The sequence below is a fragment of the Enterobacter cloacae complex sp. ECC445 genome, from assembly GCF_021892025.1.
GTDB classification, from domain to species: Bacteria; Pseudomonadota; Gammaproteobacteria; order Enterobacterales; family Enterobacteriaceae; genus Enterobacter; species Enterobacter chengduensis.
This window is the reverse complement of the sequence record NZ_JAKLRZ010000027.1, coordinates 74,166-89,187: the sequence shown is the minus strand read 5'-3', so window position 1 is coordinate 89,187 and position 15,022 is coordinate 74,166. Positions and strand designations below refer to the sequence as shown.

General features: G+C 54.9%; 18 protein-coding genes. 6 read left to right on the top strand and 12 right to left on the bottom strand.

The window, feature by feature from the left end; all coding sequences use genetic code 11:
• Complete coding sequence (locus tag L6R44_RS19645; RefSeq protein ID WP_023334014.1) at positions 1-618, bottom strand: trimeric intracellular cation channel family protein; 618 nt, start codon at positions 616-618, stop codon at positions 1-3.
• A 204-nt stretch (positions 619-822) separates the two neighbouring features.
• Complete coding sequence (locus L6R44_RS19640) at positions 823-1,686, bottom strand: YicC/YloC family endoribonuclease (RefSeq protein WP_237425171.1); 864 nt, start codon at positions 1,684-1,686, stop codon at positions 823-825.
• 125 nt (positions 1,687-1,811) lie between these two features.
• Here L6R44_RS19640 and rph point away from each other — a divergent pair, with 125 nt between their 5' ends.
• Positions 1,812-2,528: a ribonuclease PH gene (gene rph / locus L6R44_RS19635; protein ID WP_006177715.1), complete on the top strand. Its 717-nt coding sequence runs from the start codon at positions 1,812-1,814 to the stop codon at positions 2,526-2,528.
• A 67-nt stretch (positions 2,529-2,595) separates the two neighbouring features.
• Complete coding sequence (pyrE, locus tag L6R44_RS19630; protein WP_032644404.1) at positions 2,596-3,237, top strand: orotate phosphoribosyltransferase; 642 nt, start codon at positions 2,596-2,598, stop codon at positions 3,235-3,237.
• A gap of 82 nt (positions 3,238-3,319) precedes the next feature.
• Here pyrE and slmA read toward each other — a convergent pair whose 3' ends face one another.
• The 3 genes from slmA to coaBC all read right to left on the bottom strand — a co-directional run bounded on the left by slmA (position 3,320) and on the right by coaBC (position 5,684).
• A complete protein-coding gene (slmA, locus tag L6R44_RS19625; protein WP_008502690.1) occupies positions 3,320-3,916 on the bottom strand; it encodes a nucleoid occlusion factor SlmA in 597 nt (198 codons plus the stop codon).
• Positions 3,917-4,036: 120 nt separating this feature from the next.
• A complete protein-coding gene (gene dut / locus L6R44_RS19620; protein WP_008502691.1) occupies positions 4,037-4,495 on the bottom strand; it encodes a dUTP diphosphatase in 459 nt (152 codons plus the stop codon).
• Entirely contained in the window at positions 4,473-5,684 is a 1,212-nt protein-coding gene (gene coaBC / locus L6R44_RS19615) for a bifunctional phosphopantothenoylcysteine decarboxylase/phosphopantothenate--cysteine ligase CoaBC (RefSeq protein WP_237425179.1), read from the bottom strand. Before coaBC ends, dut begins: the two co-directional genes overlap by 23 nt.
• Positions 5,685-5,855: 171 nt before the next feature.
• Here coaBC and radC point away from each other — a divergent pair, with 171 nt between their 5' ends.
• The 4 genes from radC to mutM all read left to right on the top strand — a co-directional run bounded on the left by radC (position 5,856) and on the right by mutM (position 8,051).
• The gene (gene radC / locus L6R44_RS19610) at positions 5,856-6,524 is read left to right on the top strand and encodes a RadC family protein (protein WP_032644406.1); all 669 of its coding nucleotides are present in this window, start codon (positions 5,856-5,858) and stop codon (positions 6,522-6,524) included.
• Between the two features lie 218 nt (positions 6,525-6,742).
• On the top strand, positions 6,743-6,979 hold the full coding sequence (gene rpmB, locus L6R44_RS19605; protein WP_002436699.1) for a 50S ribosomal protein L28: 237 nt from the start codon (positions 6,743-6,745) through the stop codon (positions 6,977-6,979).
• Between the two features lie 22 nt (positions 6,980-7,001).
• Positions 7,002-7,169: a 50S ribosomal protein L33 gene (gene rpmG, locus L6R44_RS19600; protein WP_003024094.1), complete on the top strand. Its 168-nt coding sequence runs from the start codon at positions 7,002-7,004 to the stop codon at positions 7,167-7,169.
• Positions 7,170-7,241: 72 nt separating this feature from the next.
• Positions 7,242-8,051, top strand: a complete 810-nt coding sequence (gene mutM / locus L6R44_RS19595; RefSeq protein WP_023309890.1) for a bifunctional DNA-formamidopyrimidine glycosylase/DNA-(apurinic or apyrimidinic site) lyase — start codon at positions 7,242-7,244, stop codon at positions 8,049-8,051.
• A gap of 2 nt (positions 8,052-8,053) precedes the next feature.
• On the opposite strand, the gene coaD is transcribed toward mutM, so the two are convergent.
• The 7 genes from coaD to rfaQ form a co-directional block, all read right to left on the bottom strand.
• The gene (gene coaD / locus L6R44_RS19590; protein WP_032644407.1) at positions 8,054-8,533 is read right to left on the bottom strand and encodes a pantetheine-phosphate adenylyltransferase; all 480 of its coding nucleotides are present in this window, start codon (positions 8,531-8,533) and stop codon (positions 8,054-8,056) included.
• 3 nt (positions 8,534-8,536) lie between these two features.
• The gene (locus L6R44_RS19585; protein WP_237425170.1) at positions 8,537-9,307 is read right to left on the bottom strand and encodes a glycosyltransferase family 2 protein; all 771 of its coding nucleotides are present in this window, start codon (positions 9,305-9,307) and stop codon (positions 8,537-8,539) included.
• Entirely contained in the window at positions 9,307-10,581 is a 1,275-nt protein-coding gene (gene waaA / locus L6R44_RS19580) for a lipid IV(A) 3-deoxy-D-manno-octulosonic acid transferase (RefSeq protein WP_032644409.1), read from the bottom strand. Before waaA ends, L6R44_RS19585 begins: the two co-directional genes overlap by 1 nt.
• Positions 10,582-10,647: 66 nt before the next feature.
• Positions 10,648-11,637, bottom strand: coding sequence for a glycosyltransferase (locus tag L6R44_RS19575; protein ID WP_032644410.1), 990 nt, complete (start codon positions 11,635-11,637; stop codon positions 10,648-10,650).
• Between the two features lie 11 nt (positions 11,638-11,648).
• Positions 11,649-12,749: a glycosyltransferase gene (locus tag L6R44_RS19570; RefSeq protein WP_237425169.1), complete on the bottom strand. Its 1,101-nt coding sequence runs from the start codon at positions 12,747-12,749 to the stop codon at positions 11,649-11,651.
• Positions 12,750-12,751: 2 nt separating this feature from the next.
• Positions 12,752-13,879, bottom strand: coding sequence for a glycosyltransferase family 4 protein (locus L6R44_RS19565; RefSeq protein WP_237425168.1), 1,128 nt, complete (start codon positions 13,877-13,879; stop codon positions 12,752-12,754).
• On the bottom strand, positions 13,876-14,946 hold the full coding sequence (gene rfaQ / locus L6R44_RS19560; RefSeq protein ID WP_237425167.1) for a putative lipopolysaccharide heptosyltransferase III: 1,071 nt from the start codon (positions 14,944-14,946) through the stop codon (positions 13,876-13,878). The genes L6R44_RS19565 and rfaQ overlap by 4 nt, the downstream gene beginning before the upstream one ends.
• Between the last annotated feature and the right edge of the window lie 76 nt (positions 14,947-15,022).

The window sequence follows — 15,022 nt, the reverse complement described above, 5'->3', positions numbered from 1 at the left end:
CTAGTGTGCGCTGTGTTTGTAATGAAAAACGGGCAGCCCGAGCTTCAGACGCAGCGCCAGCATGCGGGCCGTAAAGCCAAACAATAGCGTGGAGATAACCACTACATCGTGGTTAGAAACGTAATGCTGCAGGGCGATATAGAGCACCGCTGCGGCGAAGGAGATGCCGGCATACAGCTCTTTTTGAAAGACCAGAGGAATGCGTTTGCAGAACATATCGCGCAGTACGCCGCCGAACACCCCCGTGACCACCGCAGCAATGGTGGCGATAACCGGCCCTTCACCCATATCGAGCGCGATTTGCGCGCCGATGATAGAAAAGACGATCAGCCCCAGCGCATCCAGCACCAGGAAAAGGCGGCGCAGGTGGGGCATAACGGGGGCAACGATGGTAGTAAGTACGGCAGCCGTCGCCACGATAATCACGTACTCGGGGTGTTTAACCCAGCCGAGCGGGTAATGGCCAAGCAGGATATCGCGCACGGAACCGCCGCCCAGCGCGGTCGCGGTAGCAATAATGATTACGCCGAAGGTGTCCATACGGCGACGTCCGGCAGCAAGTGCGCCGGTCATGGCTTCTGCGGTGATGCCAATAAGATAAAGAATGTGAAGCAGCATAGACCCTCCGGTGTGAACGCGTGGAGGTTAGCGATTTGTGCGCAAGATCACGATTGAGATTTTCTAAGGCGAGTCGGTTTGCCTTATAAATTTTTATCACATTTTACTGTATATGTTTGATGAAATAGGGCAGGGCGGAAAAGTGATAGCAGTGAAGGATTAGAAATAGTAATGGGTGGTGCGGCCGACACCACCCGAAAGGCATCACTCGATATTCTGGATCTGCTCGCGCATCTGCTCAATCAGCACTTTCAGCTCAATCGCTGAATTGGTCACTTCTGCATTGATCGACTTAGACGCCAGGGTGTTCGACTCGCGATTGAACTCCTGCATCATAAAGTCCAGACGGCGGCCGACAGCTTCTTTCTTCTTCAGAATGTTGTAGGTCTCTTTGACGTGCGCTTCCAGACGGTCCAGCTCTTCAGCGACATCAATACGCTGCGCCATCAGCACCAGCTCTTGTTCCAGACGGGTATTCTCCAGCTGAACTTCCGCTTCTTCCAGTTTGGCGACAAGGCGCTCGCGCTGCCAGTGCAGCACTTCTGGCATATGGGTGCGGACTTTGGCCACTTCGGCGCTCACGCCTTCAAGACGCTGCTCAATCATCGCTTTCAGCGCCTGGCCTTCGGTTTCGCGGGCAACGATAAAGTCGTCCAGCGTGCCGTCGAGGGCTGCCAGGATTTCAGCGGCAATGGCGTCCAGATCCTGCTCACCGGCGGCCATAACGCCAGGCCAGCGCAGAATATCAACCGGGTTGATTTCGCCTTCGTCGCTCTGCATTTTCACCCAGTTCGCCGCATTGACGAGCTGTTTCGCCAGTTTTTCATTGAGGATGAGTTCACCCTGCGCGCTGGCATCGGGCTCAAAGCGCAGGTTACATTCCACTTTCCCGCGCGTCAGACGTGTACGGATACGTTCACGTACAACAGGCTCAAGGCTGCGAAACTGCTCCGGCATACGGAAATACGTTTCCAGGTAACGCTGGTTTACCGAGCGCATTTCCCATGTGGCGCTACCCCAGCTACCCTTGATTTCACGCCGGGCGTAGGCGGTCATACTGCGGATCATAGACATTCCCGTTTTTAAAGGAGAGATGGGGGGATTATAGCTTTCGGGGGCTTCACAGGATAGGAATAAGCGCCCTTTATCCGTATAATGCGCAGCCACATTCGTTTCAAGCCGGAGAATCCATCATGCGTCCATCAGGCCGTAGCGCCAATCAGGTGCGTCCCGTCACCCTGACCCGTAACTATACAAAACACGCTGAAGGCTCCGTGCTGGTTGAGTTTGGTGACACTAAAGTGCTGTGCACCGCCTCCATTGAAGAAGGCGTTCCGCGCTTCCTGAAAGGTCAGGGTCAGGGCTGGATCACCGCAGAATACGGCATGCTGCCGCGTGCGACCCATACCCGTAACGCCCGTGAAGCGGCAAAGGGTAAGCAGGGCGGTCGTACCATGGAGATTCAGCGTCTGATCGCGCGTGCGCTGCGCGCCGCCGTTGATCTGAAAGTTCTCGGCGAGTTCACCATCACGCTGGACTGTGACGTGATTCAGGCAGACGGCGGCACGCGTACCGCGTCCATTACCGGTGCCTGCGTGGCGCTGGCGGATGCCCTGAACAAGCTGGTTGCTGCCGGTAAGCTGAAAACCAACCCAATGAAGGGCATGGTTGCGGCGGTTTCCGTGGGTATCGTTAACGGCGAAGCGCTTTGCGATCTGGAATACGTTGAAGATTCCGCTGCAGAGACCGACATGAACGTGGTGATGACCGAAGATGGCCGCATCATTGAGGTGCAGGGCACGGCGGAAGGCGAGCCGTTCACCCACGAAGAGCTTCTCTCCCTGCTGGCGTTGGCCCGAGGGGGAATCGAATCCATTGTAACGACGCAGAAAGCGGCGTTAGAAAATTGATTTTAAAGGCGACCAATGAGTCGCCTTTTTTTTGCCTGTAAGACAGAAAAACCAAAGGAGCAAATCCATGAAATCGTATCAGCGCCAGTTTATTGAGTTTGCGCTTAACAAGCAGGTACTTAAGTTTGGCGAATTTACGCTGAAATCCGGGCGCAAAAGTCCCTATTTCTTCAACGCCGGGCTGTTTAATACCGGGCGCGATCTGGCATTGTTAGGCCGTTTCTATGCCGAAGCGCTGGTGGATTCCGGGATTGATTTTGACCTGCTGTTTGGTCCGGCCTATAAAGGCATTCCGATTGCGACCACCACCGCGGTGGCGCTGGCGGAACACCATGACCGCGACGTGCCCTACTGCTTCAACCGCAAAGAGGCCAAAACCCACGGTGAAGGCGGGAATCTGGTCGGCAGCGCGCTGCAGGGCCGCGTCATGCTGGTGGACGATGTGATCACCGCGGGCACGGCAATCCGTGAATCGATGGAGATTATCCAGGCAAACGGTGCGACGCTGGCTGGCGTGCTGATTTCACTGGATCGCCAGGAGCGTGGTCGCGGAGAAATTTCCGCTATTCAGGAAGTCGAACGCGATTACGGCTGCAAAGTGACGTCGATTATCACCCTGAAAGATCTGATTGCGTATCTGGAAGAGAAGCCGGAGATGGCGGACCATCTGGCGGCGGTACGTGCATACCGGGAAGCGTTCGGGGTTTAATTGCTACGCCCGGTGGCGCTACGCTTACCGGGCCTACCCGTTCGTAGGCCGGATAAGGCGAAGCCGCCATCCGGCGATGGCATTACTGTAATTGTGCTGCCACTAACGGCCAGCGGGCGTCAAAATCGTCCGTTGGACGGTATTTGAACTCGCTACGCACAAAGCGGGAGAGCATCCCTTCACAAAACGCCAGTATCTGGCTCGCCAGCAGCGTTTCATCAATGCTGTAACCCTCGCCTTCACGCATTTTCTTCTCGCGCAGTACCTGGCGCAGCTGTGCTTCAATACGCTCGAAAAGCTGGTTAATGCGGCCCTGCAGTCTGTCCTGTTCAAACATCAGCGCGTGGCCGGTGAGGATGCGGGTTAAGCCCGGATTGCGTTCACCGAAGCCCAGGATTAACAGCACAATCAGACGCAGACGCGCGGTGGTGTCTTTTTCGTCTTTCAGAATCAGGTTGATGCGCGTGATCAGGCTGTCTTCAATAAATTCGATCAGGCTGTCGAACATCCGGGTTTTGCTCGGAAAATGACGGTACAGCGCCGCCTCAGACACGCCTACAGAGGCGGCCAGTTTAGCGGTGGTGATGCGTTGACTGCCATCGCTGGATTCAAGCATCAGAGCCAGAGATTGAAGTATTTCTTCGCGACGATTCCTTTTCGCGGTTTGTTTTTCTGCCATGTTACAAAATACCCCTGAAAATAAGCACTTGCCAGGCTGGCATCCACACAGCGACCGCAAACTGGCGTTTGCGGTTTGTTATTGCATTATGGCGCTGTGAGATGCGTATCTGTCGGGCCGTTATTTGCGCCCGGAATGGCCGAAGCCGCCTTCGCCACGGTCGGTGGCGTCAAAGTCTGCCACCAGGTTAAATTCTGCCTGTACCACCGGTACAAAGACCATCTGTGCGATACGCTCGCCCGGTTCAATGGTGAAGCTGTCCTGGCCACGGTTCCAGACGGAGACCATCAGCTGCCCCTGGTAGTCGGAGTCGATCAGGCCGACCAGGTTACCCAGCACCACGCCGTGCTTATGACCCAGGCCAGAACGCGGCAGGATCACCGCTGCCAGTGACGGGTCAGCAATGTGAATCGCCAGGCCCGTTGGCACCAGGGTAGTGGCGCCCGGCGCCAGCTCTACGGCGTCATCGAGACAGGCGCGCAGGTCAAGACCGGCAGAGCCGGAGGTGGCATAGGTTGGCAGCGGGAATTGCTCGCCAACACGCGGGTCCAGAATCTTAACGTCGATTTTTTTCATCATAACGGGTAACGATCTCGTCGAGTAATTGTTGGCCCAGGAGTTCCTTGCGCTCAAGCGGTAAGACTTTATCTCCATCCTGCCAGAAAAGGTGCAGTGCGTTGCTGTCGCTGTTAAATCCTTGTGTGGCCAGCGATACGTCGTTCGCGCAAATCAAATCGAGGTTTTTGCGGGTACGTTTTTGCCGGGCATATTCTTCCACATTATTCGTTTCTGCGGCAAACCCAACAACGTATGGACGATGGTTTTTTAGTGCGGCGACACCGGCAACAATGTCCGGGTTTTTCACCATTTTTAGTGTTAATTCATCGCCTTGCTTTTTAATTTTCGCCTCGGCGATCGTCTCGGCACGATAGTCTGCCACGGCCGCACAGCCGATAAAAATCTGCTGGCGTTGCGCATGCGCCTGTACGGCGGCTTCCATCTCCAGCGCGGTGGTAACGTCGATACGCTTAACAAACGCAGGTGTAGGCAGCGATACCGGGCCGCTCACCAGCGTGACGTTCGCGCCGCGTCTTGCGGCGGCGGCGGCAATCGCAAAGCCCATTTTGCCGGAGCTGTGGTTGGTGATGTAGCGCACCGGATCCAGCGGCTCGCGCGTGGGGCCCGCGGTAATCATGATGTTGAGATGTTGCAGATCGTTGACAGGCGAAAAATGGGCTGCGGCCATATCAACAATCGTCAGCGGATCAAGCATGCGGCCCGGGCCGACGTCGCCGCAGGCCTGGCTGCCGCTGTCCGGACCCCAGATAAGCAGGCCGCGTGAGGCCAGCGTCTCCAGATTGTGCTGGGTGGCCGCGTTACGGTACATCTGCTGGTTCATGGCAGGAACGACGGCGACAGGCGCAGGCGTGGCCAGACAAATGGTGGAGACCAGGTCGTTTGCCATACCGGCCGCCACGCGCGCGATTAAATCCGCCGTGGCGGGGGCGAGGATAACCAGGTCAGCCCATTTACCCAGCTCAATATGGCCCATTGCGGCTTCGGCGGCCGGGTCGAGCAGGCTGTCAGAAACCGGGTATCCTGATACGGCCTGCAGGCTCAGGGGAGTGATAAAGGCTTTACCGCCTTCGGTTATCGCGACCCGCACGTCTGCTCCGCGCTCGCGCAGACGACGCACCAGTTCCGGCGCTTTATAGGCAGCAATGCCGCCGCTCACGCCAAGAACGATTTTTTTACCGGCCAGGCTCATCATGATTCTTTCCTGTTGGGTTTCACCAGAGAGCGGGCATTTTATCACAATCCCCAAAGCGGGGTGATTTTGTGCTTCGTCCACTTTGCGAGGCGCTACGCAAGAACGCAATCTAGCCGTCGAGCGACGGATTGCCCTGTGGCAGCATGAGGTAAAAAAGGGAGAAAGAGCATGGAAGAAGAGGATGAGCTGCTGCTACCGCGCGAAAAACTACTGCGTTATGGCGTCACCCTGTTGAAAGACGATGAACTGCTGGCGCTCTTTTTGCGTACCGGAACGCCCGGAAAAACGGTGTTCACGCTGGCAAAAGAGCTGATATTACATTTTGGTTCGCTGTACGGTTTACTGACCGCCGATCTGGCGCAGTTTAAGCACGTTGAGGGGATCGGCGTGGCAAAATATGCCCAGTTGAGGGGCATTGCTGAACTTGCCCGCCGTTTTTACAATGTCCGCATGGAGGAGGAAGATCCGATCCTGACGCCCGCGATGACGCGCGAATTTGTGCAAAGCCAGTTAACCGATATTGAACGCGAGATCTTTATGGTGATCTTTGTCGATAACAGAAACCGGGTGCTGAAACATAGCTGTCTCTTTGCGGGCACATTGAGCCACGTTGAGGTGCATCCGCGTGAAATTGTGCGCGAAGCGATAAAAGTGAATGCAGCGGGCGTGATCCTCGCGCATAATCACCCCTCTGGCTGTGCAGAACCGAGCAGAGCTGACAAAGAAATCACCGAGCGCATTATCAAATGCTGTCAATTCATGGACATTCGTGTGCTGGACCATCTGATAATTGGCCGCGGAGAGTACCTTTCTTTTGCAGAACATGGCTGGATTTAGGCTATTTCTCGCGATCCATCGGGATCTTTGTCTGTTCGGGACTTGAGCACACCGCCGAGTCAGCGTATACTACGCCACCTTTGAGAATCTCGGGTTTGGCATTTGGGCCTGGCAATCGAGAGTTCACTTAGAACTATGCGATGACCGGGCTGTAAAGCCTGACGAGGCGCCGATACCCCATACGAAGCTCGAGCTAATTTGATTTTTGGAGAATAGACATGTCCCGAGTCTGCCAAGTTACTGGCAAGCGTCCGGTGACCGGTAACAACCGTTCCCACGCACTGAACGCGACTAAACGCCGTTTCCTGCCGAACCTGCACTCTCACCGTTTCTGGGTTGAGAGCGAGAAGCGTTTTGTCACCCTGCGCGTATCTGCTAAAGGTATGCGTGTAATCGATAAGAAAGGCATCGATACAGTTCTGTCCGAACTGCGTGCCCGTGGCGAAAAGTACTAAGTACTTAAAGAGGAAATAAATCATGGCTAAAGGTATTCGCGAGAAAATCAAGCTGGTTTCTTCTGCTGGTACAGGTCACTTCTACACCACCACGAAGAACAAACGTACTAAGCCGGAAAAACTGGAACTGAAAAAATTCGATCCAGTTGTACGCCAGCACGTACTGTACAAAGAAGCTAAAATCAAATAATTTTAGCCTCCTTGTATCGAAAAACCCCGCAACTGCGGGGTTTTTTGCATTCTGTATCTCAACGGAGGAACCATGCCTGAATTACCTGAGGTAGAAACCAGCCGTCGCGGCATTGAGCCCCATCTGGTCGGCGCGACGATTCTTCACGCGGTTGTCCGTAACGGACGTTTGCGCTGGCCGGTGTCCGATGAGATCCACGCGTTAAGTGACAAACCTGTTCTTAGCGTGCAGCGCCGCGCGAAATATCTGCTGCTGGAGCTGCCCGACGGCTGGATTATTATCCATCTGGGGATGTCCGGGAGCTTGCGCATCCTTACCGAAGAACTGCCCGCGGAAAAGCACGACCACGTCGATCTGGTGATGAGCAACGGCAAAGTGCTCCGTTACACCGACCCACGGCGCTTTGGCGCGTGGCTTTGGACGAAAGAGCTGGAAGGCCATAACGTGCTCGCGCATCTGGGCCCTGAACCGCTCTCAGACGCGTTTAACGCGGAATACCTGAAAGCGAAGTGCGCGAAGAAGAAAAGCCCGATTAAGCCCTGGCTGATGGATAACAAACTGGTGGTCGGCGTGGGGAATATCTATGCCAGCGAATCGCTGTTTGCGGCCGGGATCCATCCCGATCGGCTGGCCTCTTCGCTGTCGGCGCAGGAGTGCGAGCTGCTGGTTCGGGTGATAAAAGCCGTATTGCTGCGCTCGATTGAGCAAGGCGGGACTACGCTGAAGGACTTCCTGCAAAGTGACGGCAAGCCGGGCTATTTCGCCCAGGAGCTGCAGGTGTATGGCCGTAAAGGCGAACCGTGCCGAGTCTGCGGCACGCCAGTTATTGCCACGAAGCACGCCCAGCGCGCCACGTTCTACTGCCGTCAGTGCCAGAAATAGGGCTACTTTAGCTTTTCCATCAACGCCTGGTGGACGTTAGCCGGCAGGAAATGAGTGACATCGCCGTGATGGCGCGCCACCTCTTTTACCAGCGTGGAAGAGATAAACGACCACTCTTTGGAGGGCATCAGGAACACGCTCTCCAGCTCCGGCATCAGGTGGCGGTTCATGTGCGCCAGCTGCATCTCATATTCGAAGTCTGCCACCGCGCGTAAACCCCGAATCAGAATATTGGCCTGCTGGGCGCGGGCGAAGTTAGCCATCAGATCGCTAAACCCGACCACCTCAACGTTCGGCAGATGCGAAATGGCATCGGTGGCGAGCTTTACGCGCTCGTTGAGGTCAAACATCGGCTTTTTGCTGGGGCTGGCGGCAATCGCCAGGATCACCTTATCGAACATGCACGCCGCACGTGTGATGATATCAAGATGACCGTTGGTGATCGGATCGAAGGTACCCGGATAAATCGCTTTTGTGCTCATGGCTCACGTTTTCTCTGAGTAGCCGCGGCAGAGCGCCCACAGCTCGGTGTATTTGTTAAAAGTATACTGGGCATTCACGACGGCGAGTAACCATCCCTGTTTACCGTCCAGCACGCCACCACGCAGCAGCAGCGTTTTCAGAAACGCGCCCAGCGTGTGGGTGAATATACCCGTCAGCGAGGCCTTCTTGCCGCGCTGGTGACGCTCCTGCGCCCATGCGGTGGCATAGTTAAGCTGTTTGCGCTGGAAGCTCGCGAAATCACGGCAGGTCAGGTGCAGCAAATCGCCCGTCAGGGGGATGACCTGAGCGCTATCGCAGCTCAGGGATTCATGGACCAGATTGTTGTTGTACTGATAACGCTCGCGCTCGTAGAGGCGCATTACGCGATCAGGATACCAGCCGCTGTGGCGCATAAAACGGCCAAGGAAATAGTTTCGGCGGGCAATGCTGTATACGGCGCCAGGCTGGGGCGAGGAAAGCACCGCCTGAATGGCCTGCTGGAGTTCTGGCGTAACGCGCTCGTCAGTATCAAGCACCAGGACATAATCACCGGAAGCAAAACCCTGCGCGCGCTGGCGCTGGATGCCATAGCCTTGCCAGTCCGTATTGGTAAAGACCTTTGCACCCGCTGCGCGGGCAACGTCCACCGTGTTGTCCGTGCTGCCGGAGTCAAGAATGACTATCTCGTCAGCCCAGGCAACGGAGGCAAGGCAGTCCGGAAGCAGGTCGGCGGCGTTTTTGGCGATCATCACGACCGACAGACGCGTTGACATCAGTGGCTCCGCTGGGGCAGGTAAGGTTGCAGAAGCTGCAAAAGACGGGTGAGCGCACCCTGATTCTGGTGCAGCACTTCAACGGCATGGCGGCCGTACCACAGGCGATAATCTTCGTCAGTCAGCAGGGTCGAAACCTCTTTAACCACCGAATCCGCATCGGTCACGGTAATTAAACCCTCCGCCTGCTGTAATTTCGCGCAGATATCTTTGAAGTTAAACGTGTGCGGCCCCATCAGCACCGGAATGGCGTGAGCTGCCGGCTCGAGCGGGTTATGACCGCCGCGTTCGACCAGGCTGCCGCCGACAAACGCGAGGTCAGCAATGCCGTACAGCAGCATCAGTTCGCCCATCGTATCGCCAATCACCACCTGGGTGCTGCCGGAAGGGATCTCACCGCTGCTGCGCAAGGTGAAGCTGAAGCCGCCTTTCTGGACCATTTCACGGGCATCTTTAAAACGCTCCGGATGGCGGGGCACGAGGATCAGCAGTAAATCAGGGAATTTTTCCAGCAGCTTGCGGTGAGCCTGCAGGATGATCTCTTCTTCACCGTCATGGGTGCTGGTGGCAATCCAGACCTGACGACGCGGGGCCCACTGGCGACGCAGCGTGATCGCGCGGGCGGCGAGTTCAGGGGTAACGGAAATATCAAATTTCAGGCTGCCCGTTACCGCAAGCTGGTTGCGTTTGAGGCCCAGAGAGATAAAGCGTGCCGCATCTTCTTCATTCTGCGCGGCAATCAGCGTGATCTTGCTGAGCAGGCGGCGCATAAATTTACCCAGCTTGCCGTACCCTTTCGCCGAGCGCTCGGACAGGCGCGCGTTGGCAATCACCAGCGGGATTTTACGGGCATGCAGGGCGGAAATCATGTTCGGCCACAGTTCGGTTTCCATCACAATCACCAGCTTCGGGCGAACGGTATTCAGGAAACGATTCATGGCGCAGGGCAGATCGTAAGGCAGATAGACGTGCTGCACGTCTTTACCGAAAGCGGATAACGCGCGCTCCGAGCCGGTTGGCGTCATGGTGGTGACGGTGATCGGCAGCGACGGGTAGCGGTGACGCAGGGCGCGAACCAGCGGGATCGCCGCCAGCGTTTCACCGACAGAAACGGAATGCAGCAAAATACCGTCCGGTACGACCTTATTGCGGCAGAAGCCATAGCGTTCAGCCCAGCGTTTACGATACGCAGGCGCTTTCCGGCTACGAAGCAATAGTCTCAGCCACACCAGTGGCTGAATGATGTAGAGCAGAGCGGTATACAACAATTCCAAGCGATTATCCGTTTTTTTAGTTTCGGCGGGCAAATTCTAAGCATTTAGGCCAGGTAAAGCTATCTCTTATGCCAGATACCGTTTTAAACGGAAATAACGTCGACCCAGCCGCCAGCGCAAACGCGGACTTTTAGCACTTTTCCAGATGAGTTTCCAGATGCCTGTTTCGAAGAACTCTCTAATAATTAATGATTTCTTCTTTTCATCCTTCATGTTGTCGAAGGTATGAATAATGCCCAGCCCCTCTTTGGCAATTTGCCAGTGGCAGGCAGGGATCCCTTTCACCTTATCCGGGTAGCGCTGATTGATGGCATCGAGCATCTGCAGGATTTTCATGTAGTGACGCGCGGAGCGAATCAGCGTGTCGTCATTGTCCGGCATATGGGACACCGATGCAGAGTGAATGTAGTAGTCGTAATAACGTTCACTGGTGTACTGAACCCGCTCAGCCGCGAGCAGGACTTCGGTGGTCCACGGAATATCCTGATGGCGCAGACCCGGTTCGAAATGGAAGCTGTGTTTACGAATAAAATCGTGACGATAGATATTCAACCAGGTGACGTGAAGGAATTTACGCGAATCCAGCGCCATTTTTAACCACGCAGGGCCCGTCATGACCCCTGTCGACGCCAGTTTGTCTTCAGGGAAGATCGGCCGTGAGGGTTTCTTGTTATTCTCCCAGACGTAGTTCCCGTTACAGGTGGCGACATCCAGATCCTGCGTGACGGCCATATCCAGCAGGCGCTGGTACATGCCGGGTTTAAATACATCATCAATATCCGGGAAGGAGAGATATTGACCCGTCGCAACGGCCAGACCGGTATTACGCGCGATGGAGACGCCCTGATTTTGCTGTTCGATTACCTGCATCTGCGGGAGTTTTTCGCGCCAGTTTTCAACGATCTCCATCGAACGGTCGGTAGAGCCGTCATTGACAATGATGACTTCCATGCTGTCGATGCGTTGATTTACAAGACAGGTAAAAAACTGATCCAGGAAAGCTTCACCGTTATAAACGGCAACCACCACGCTTAACAATGGGGCTGAATTTTGCATAAGAAACCTGATTATTTTTGATTGTCGACCAGAGCAATATATTGCTGGCAAATGGCTTTGATACCGAACGACGCGATGGTTGCATCGCCAAGGACCGGCGGGGCGGTATAAATATCCGCCAGCGTTTTTGCCAGTGATTCGTCGTTCAACTCTGCCAGCCCGCGCGCTAAGTCTCCGGTAAGGATTTCGGCTGGGCCGCCCGGGCAATTTGTACTGACCGGTGGCGTCTGGCAGATAATGGCTTCAACCAGCACATTACCAAAACCTTCGCAGTCAGAACTTAACACTAAAAGGCGTGCCCCTTTAATCCAGGGATAGGGGTTGGAATCGAACGGCCGGAAAACCGTTTTGTTTTCAATACCCAGCTCGGCAGCCAGCTGCTTGAGTTTTTGAATTTGAGCGTCAGATCCGTTGCCCATCATGACCAGCGTTGTGTCAATTTTACTCAGGGCGAACGCACGCAAAAGGCGATCGTGGCGTTTGTGCTCATGGAAGCGGCCAACGTGAATAATGTAATCCTTTCCCTGCATTTCAAAGGGTGCGTCCGCCAGACGCTGAATTTCAGGAATATCAAAAGGATTATGGATAACCGCTTTGCGTCGAAGGGTAAGCGCCAGCGTCTCGGAAAGATCTTTCAACACGGCGCCTGAGACGGCGACAACGTTTCGGTTTTCGTAGGTATGACGAATTTTAAGGTGTTTAAACCAGCGTGAAAGCCCGCTGCGATGGCGAAGATAGGAGAACGAGAACATGCCATGTACGCAGAACCAGACTTTGTCGCGTTCCAGCGCGCGGCTGTGCGCCACAATGCGGTCTGTTTTATGCAGGTGAGAGAACGCCACGTCAAATTTGCCGCTGCGCTCAGCCCGCTCAATCGCCCGATCCAGCAGCTGGGCGCGGCGTGGGATCTCCGTCAGCTTCCGCCACGGTTTTTTGCAGGTATCCTGAACAACCTGATAATCGATGCCTTCCGGGATGGTGTAGTCGCACACTTTCCGCAGAGAGAAGAGAGAGACCTGATGCCCCATTTCTATTAACCCGCGGGAGAGTGTAAGAACCGTTTTTTCAGCTCCTCCACCGGGTAAACCATCAATAATCATTAGGATGCGCATTTTTAATCCAGTAATTTTTGATAAAGCGAAATAAGCTGACTTGACAGTTTTTCAGGGGTGGCGTCTTTCACACGTTCCCGTGCCGCGCGTCCCATATCGTTATTTTTTTCCAGAGAAGGAGTGGCGGATATCGCTTCCTTCAATGTGTTGATATCAAGTGCGTCACAATAAAATCCGTTCTGGCCCTGCTGAATAAATTCTGCTCCACCGCAACTCTCTGAAGTAATGACGGGCAAGCCGCAGGCCATCGCTTCAAGAATGACGTTAGGGAAGGGATCATACAGAGTTGGCAACAGTAAACCATCGGACAGCTGATAAAAAGGTAGCGTTTCTTTTTGCATCCCCAGGAAACGGATTTGCCCTTCGCAGCCAAGTGAACGGGCAAGGTCGCGATAACGGCTTTCTGCTTTATCCTGGCCAACCACAATCAGCCACGCCGCTGTTCCAGCGATAGCGCGTATGGCGCTCGCCAGGCCTTTTCGTTCAAACCCTGAACCGACAAAACAGAACACCACGGCATCGGCCGGCAAGCCGAACTGCTGACGCAGCGCGGCACGCTGTGCTTCCTGAGCCGGAACGAAGCGGCTGGAATCAATTGAATTATAAATTACATGTATTTTATTTGCGTCAATATCAAAGTCTTCGACGATTTCGCGCTTGATCATCTCCGCGTTACAGATGACAGCTTTTAGCTCAGGCGCCTGGTACATTTCTCGTTCGGCATGCATCACGTAGCGGTGATAGCGATCAACCATCAGCATCTTTGCACGCCACGCGGGTAGAATGCGCGCGCGCTGCAGTAGCCAGCGGCGGTGGACGCCATCGCCTGCGCGATAGATGTCGCAACCCGGGATACGCTCATGGCTTTGCACAATATCAAACTGCTGCTGCTGCCACAGCGCGCGCGCGGCCTGTGCAAATCCGCGTTCACGACTGATGCGACCCCATTTTTGCGGATTGCAAATGTGAATATGCCAGTCGTCTTGCTTCTCTCCCTGCCACTCACGCGTGATGACGTTGAGTTCTAAATTTTGGTTGCTCAACGCGGTAAGGGCGCGCGAAACGAAGCGTTCCGCTCCGCCATCAGGGCGATACTTTTGGCGAACTATCGCCAGGCGATGGGGTTTCATGACAGATATCTCCTCGCGGCGGAGACGACAGCATCAACGGGAATGGCGTCGAGATAGCGTTCTTTCGTTTTGGTATCAATGGCGTCCGGATCGGGCAGCGGGCCGTAGTCGCCAGCCCAGATGACCTGGCCGTTGACCTGCCATGGAGACCAAAACGTCAGTTTGGAAGGACCAAACAGCGCCACGCAGGGCGTCTGCAGCGCGGCGGCCATATGCATCGGCACGGAGTCCACGCCAATAAACAGAGAGGCGCGATCGATAAGCGCGGCCAGCTGGCGTAGCGTTAATTGACCCGCCAGCGAGACGACGCCGGTCTTCGGCGCGGCAGCGAGAATGCGTTCGATCATTGCCAGCTCCTTTTTATCCGGCCCCGCGGTGAGAACTACCGTATGACCATCCTGCTGCAGCGCAGTAATAGTCTGCGCCATTTTGTCTTCATCCCAGCATTTGAAAAACCAGCGGGATGTCGGCTGAATCACGATGTAGCGTTCACCCACTCCGTTTTGCACCAGTTTTTGATGCGCGCGCTGCCAGTCTTCTTCAGTGTAGGCCATGGTGACGGCGGGCTGCGCCGGGACCGGTAATGGAGACAGAATGGAGAGGTTTTGCTCAACGGTGTGCAGGGATGGGTGATTCGCAACGGGGACTAATTCACTGTGACAAAAACGCCAGAATGCATTGTTGCGTTTGTTAAAGGCAAATCCGAGGCGAACCGGCGCGCCGGTGAAGCGGGTGACAATCGCGCTACGCCACTGATCCGCAAGGTTAATCACCAGATGATAATGCTGCTTTCTTAACGCCCGCAGCAGCTGCCACTCTTTTTGAAGATGCTTCAGCGTGCCCAGCTGCTTCCATTTTCTATCGATGCCATAAAGGGTACCGATCGCCGGATGCGCGGCGAGCATATCGCGCGTTTCTTCATACAGCAGAACATCAATCTGCGCCTGCGGCCATTTTTGACGTAACGAATTAATGACGGGAGTGGTCAGCAACATGTCGCCATGATGGCGGAGTTTGATAAGTAAAATGCGCAAATCGGGCGTATCAGGTAAGTTATTCATCATCATCTTATCGGCGTTGTACTGTTGGCAATTCTAATAGACCTGATAGCGACTTGCACTCTTTCTCCATAATCTCAGGAAT

Excerpts from the sequence above, each read along its gene's own strand:
- L6R44_RS19645 (WP_023334014.1), bottom strand. The coding sequence starts at position 618 with ATGCTGCTTCACATTCTTTATCTTATTGGCATCACCGCAGAAGCCATG.
- L6R44_RS19640 (WP_237425171.1), bottom strand. The coding sequence starts at position 1,686 with ATGATCCGCAGTATGACCGCCTACGCCCGGCGTGAAATCAAGGGTAGC.
- rph (WP_006177715.1), top strand. The coding sequence starts at position 1,812 with ATGCGTCCATCAGGCCGTAGCGCCAATCAGGTGCGTCCCGTCACCCTG.
- pyrE (WP_032644404.1), top strand. The coding sequence starts at position 2,596 with ATGAAATCGTATCAGCGCCAGTTTATTGAGTTTGCGCTTAACAAGCAG.
- slmA (WP_008502690.1), bottom strand. The coding sequence starts at position 3,916 with ATGGCAGAAAAACAAACCGCGAAAAGGAATCGTCGCGAAGAAATACTT.
- dut (WP_008502691.1), bottom strand. The coding sequence starts at position 4,495 with ATGATGAAAAAAATCGACGTTAAGATTCTGGACCCGCGTGTTGGCGAG.
- coaBC (WP_237425179.1), bottom strand. The coding sequence starts at position 5,684 with ATGAGCCTGGCCGGTAAAAAAATCGTTCTTGGCGTGAGCGGCGGCATT.
- radC (WP_032644406.1), top strand. The coding sequence starts at position 5,856 with ATGGAAGAAGAGGATGAGCTGCTGCTACCGCGCGAAAAACTACTGCGT.
- rpmB (WP_002436699.1), top strand. The coding sequence starts at position 6,743 with ATGTCCCGAGTCTGCCAAGTTACTGGCAAGCGTCCGGTGACCGGTAAC.
- rpmG (WP_003024094.1), top strand. The coding sequence starts at position 7,002 with ATGGCTAAAGGTATTCGCGAGAAAATCAAGCTGGTTTCTTCTGCTGGT.
- mutM (WP_023309890.1), top strand. The coding sequence starts at position 7,242 with ATGCCTGAATTACCTGAGGTAGAAACCAGCCGTCGCGGCATTGAGCCC.
- coaD (WP_032644407.1), bottom strand. The coding sequence starts at position 8,533 with ATGAGCACAAAAGCGATTTATCCGGGTACCTTCGATCCGATCACCAAC.
- L6R44_RS19585 (WP_237425170.1), bottom strand. The coding sequence starts at position 9,307 with ATGTCAACGCGTCTGTCGGTCGTGATGATCGCCAAAAACGCCGCCGAC.
- L6R44_RS19575 (WP_032644410.1), bottom strand. The coding sequence starts at position 11,637 with ATGCAAAATTCAGCCCCATTGTTAAGCGTGGTGGTTGCCGTTTATAAC.
- L6R44_RS19570 (WP_237425169.1), bottom strand. The coding sequence starts at position 12,749 with ATGCGCATCCTAATGATTATTGATGGTTTACCCGGTGGAGGAGCTGAA.
- L6R44_RS19565 (WP_237425168.1), bottom strand. The coding sequence starts at position 13,879 with ATGAAACCCCATCGCCTGGCGATAGTTCGCCAAAAGTATCGCCCTGAT.
- rfaQ (WP_237425167.1), bottom strand. The coding sequence starts at position 14,946 with ATGATGATGAATAACTTACCTGATACGCCCGATTTGCGCATTTTACTT.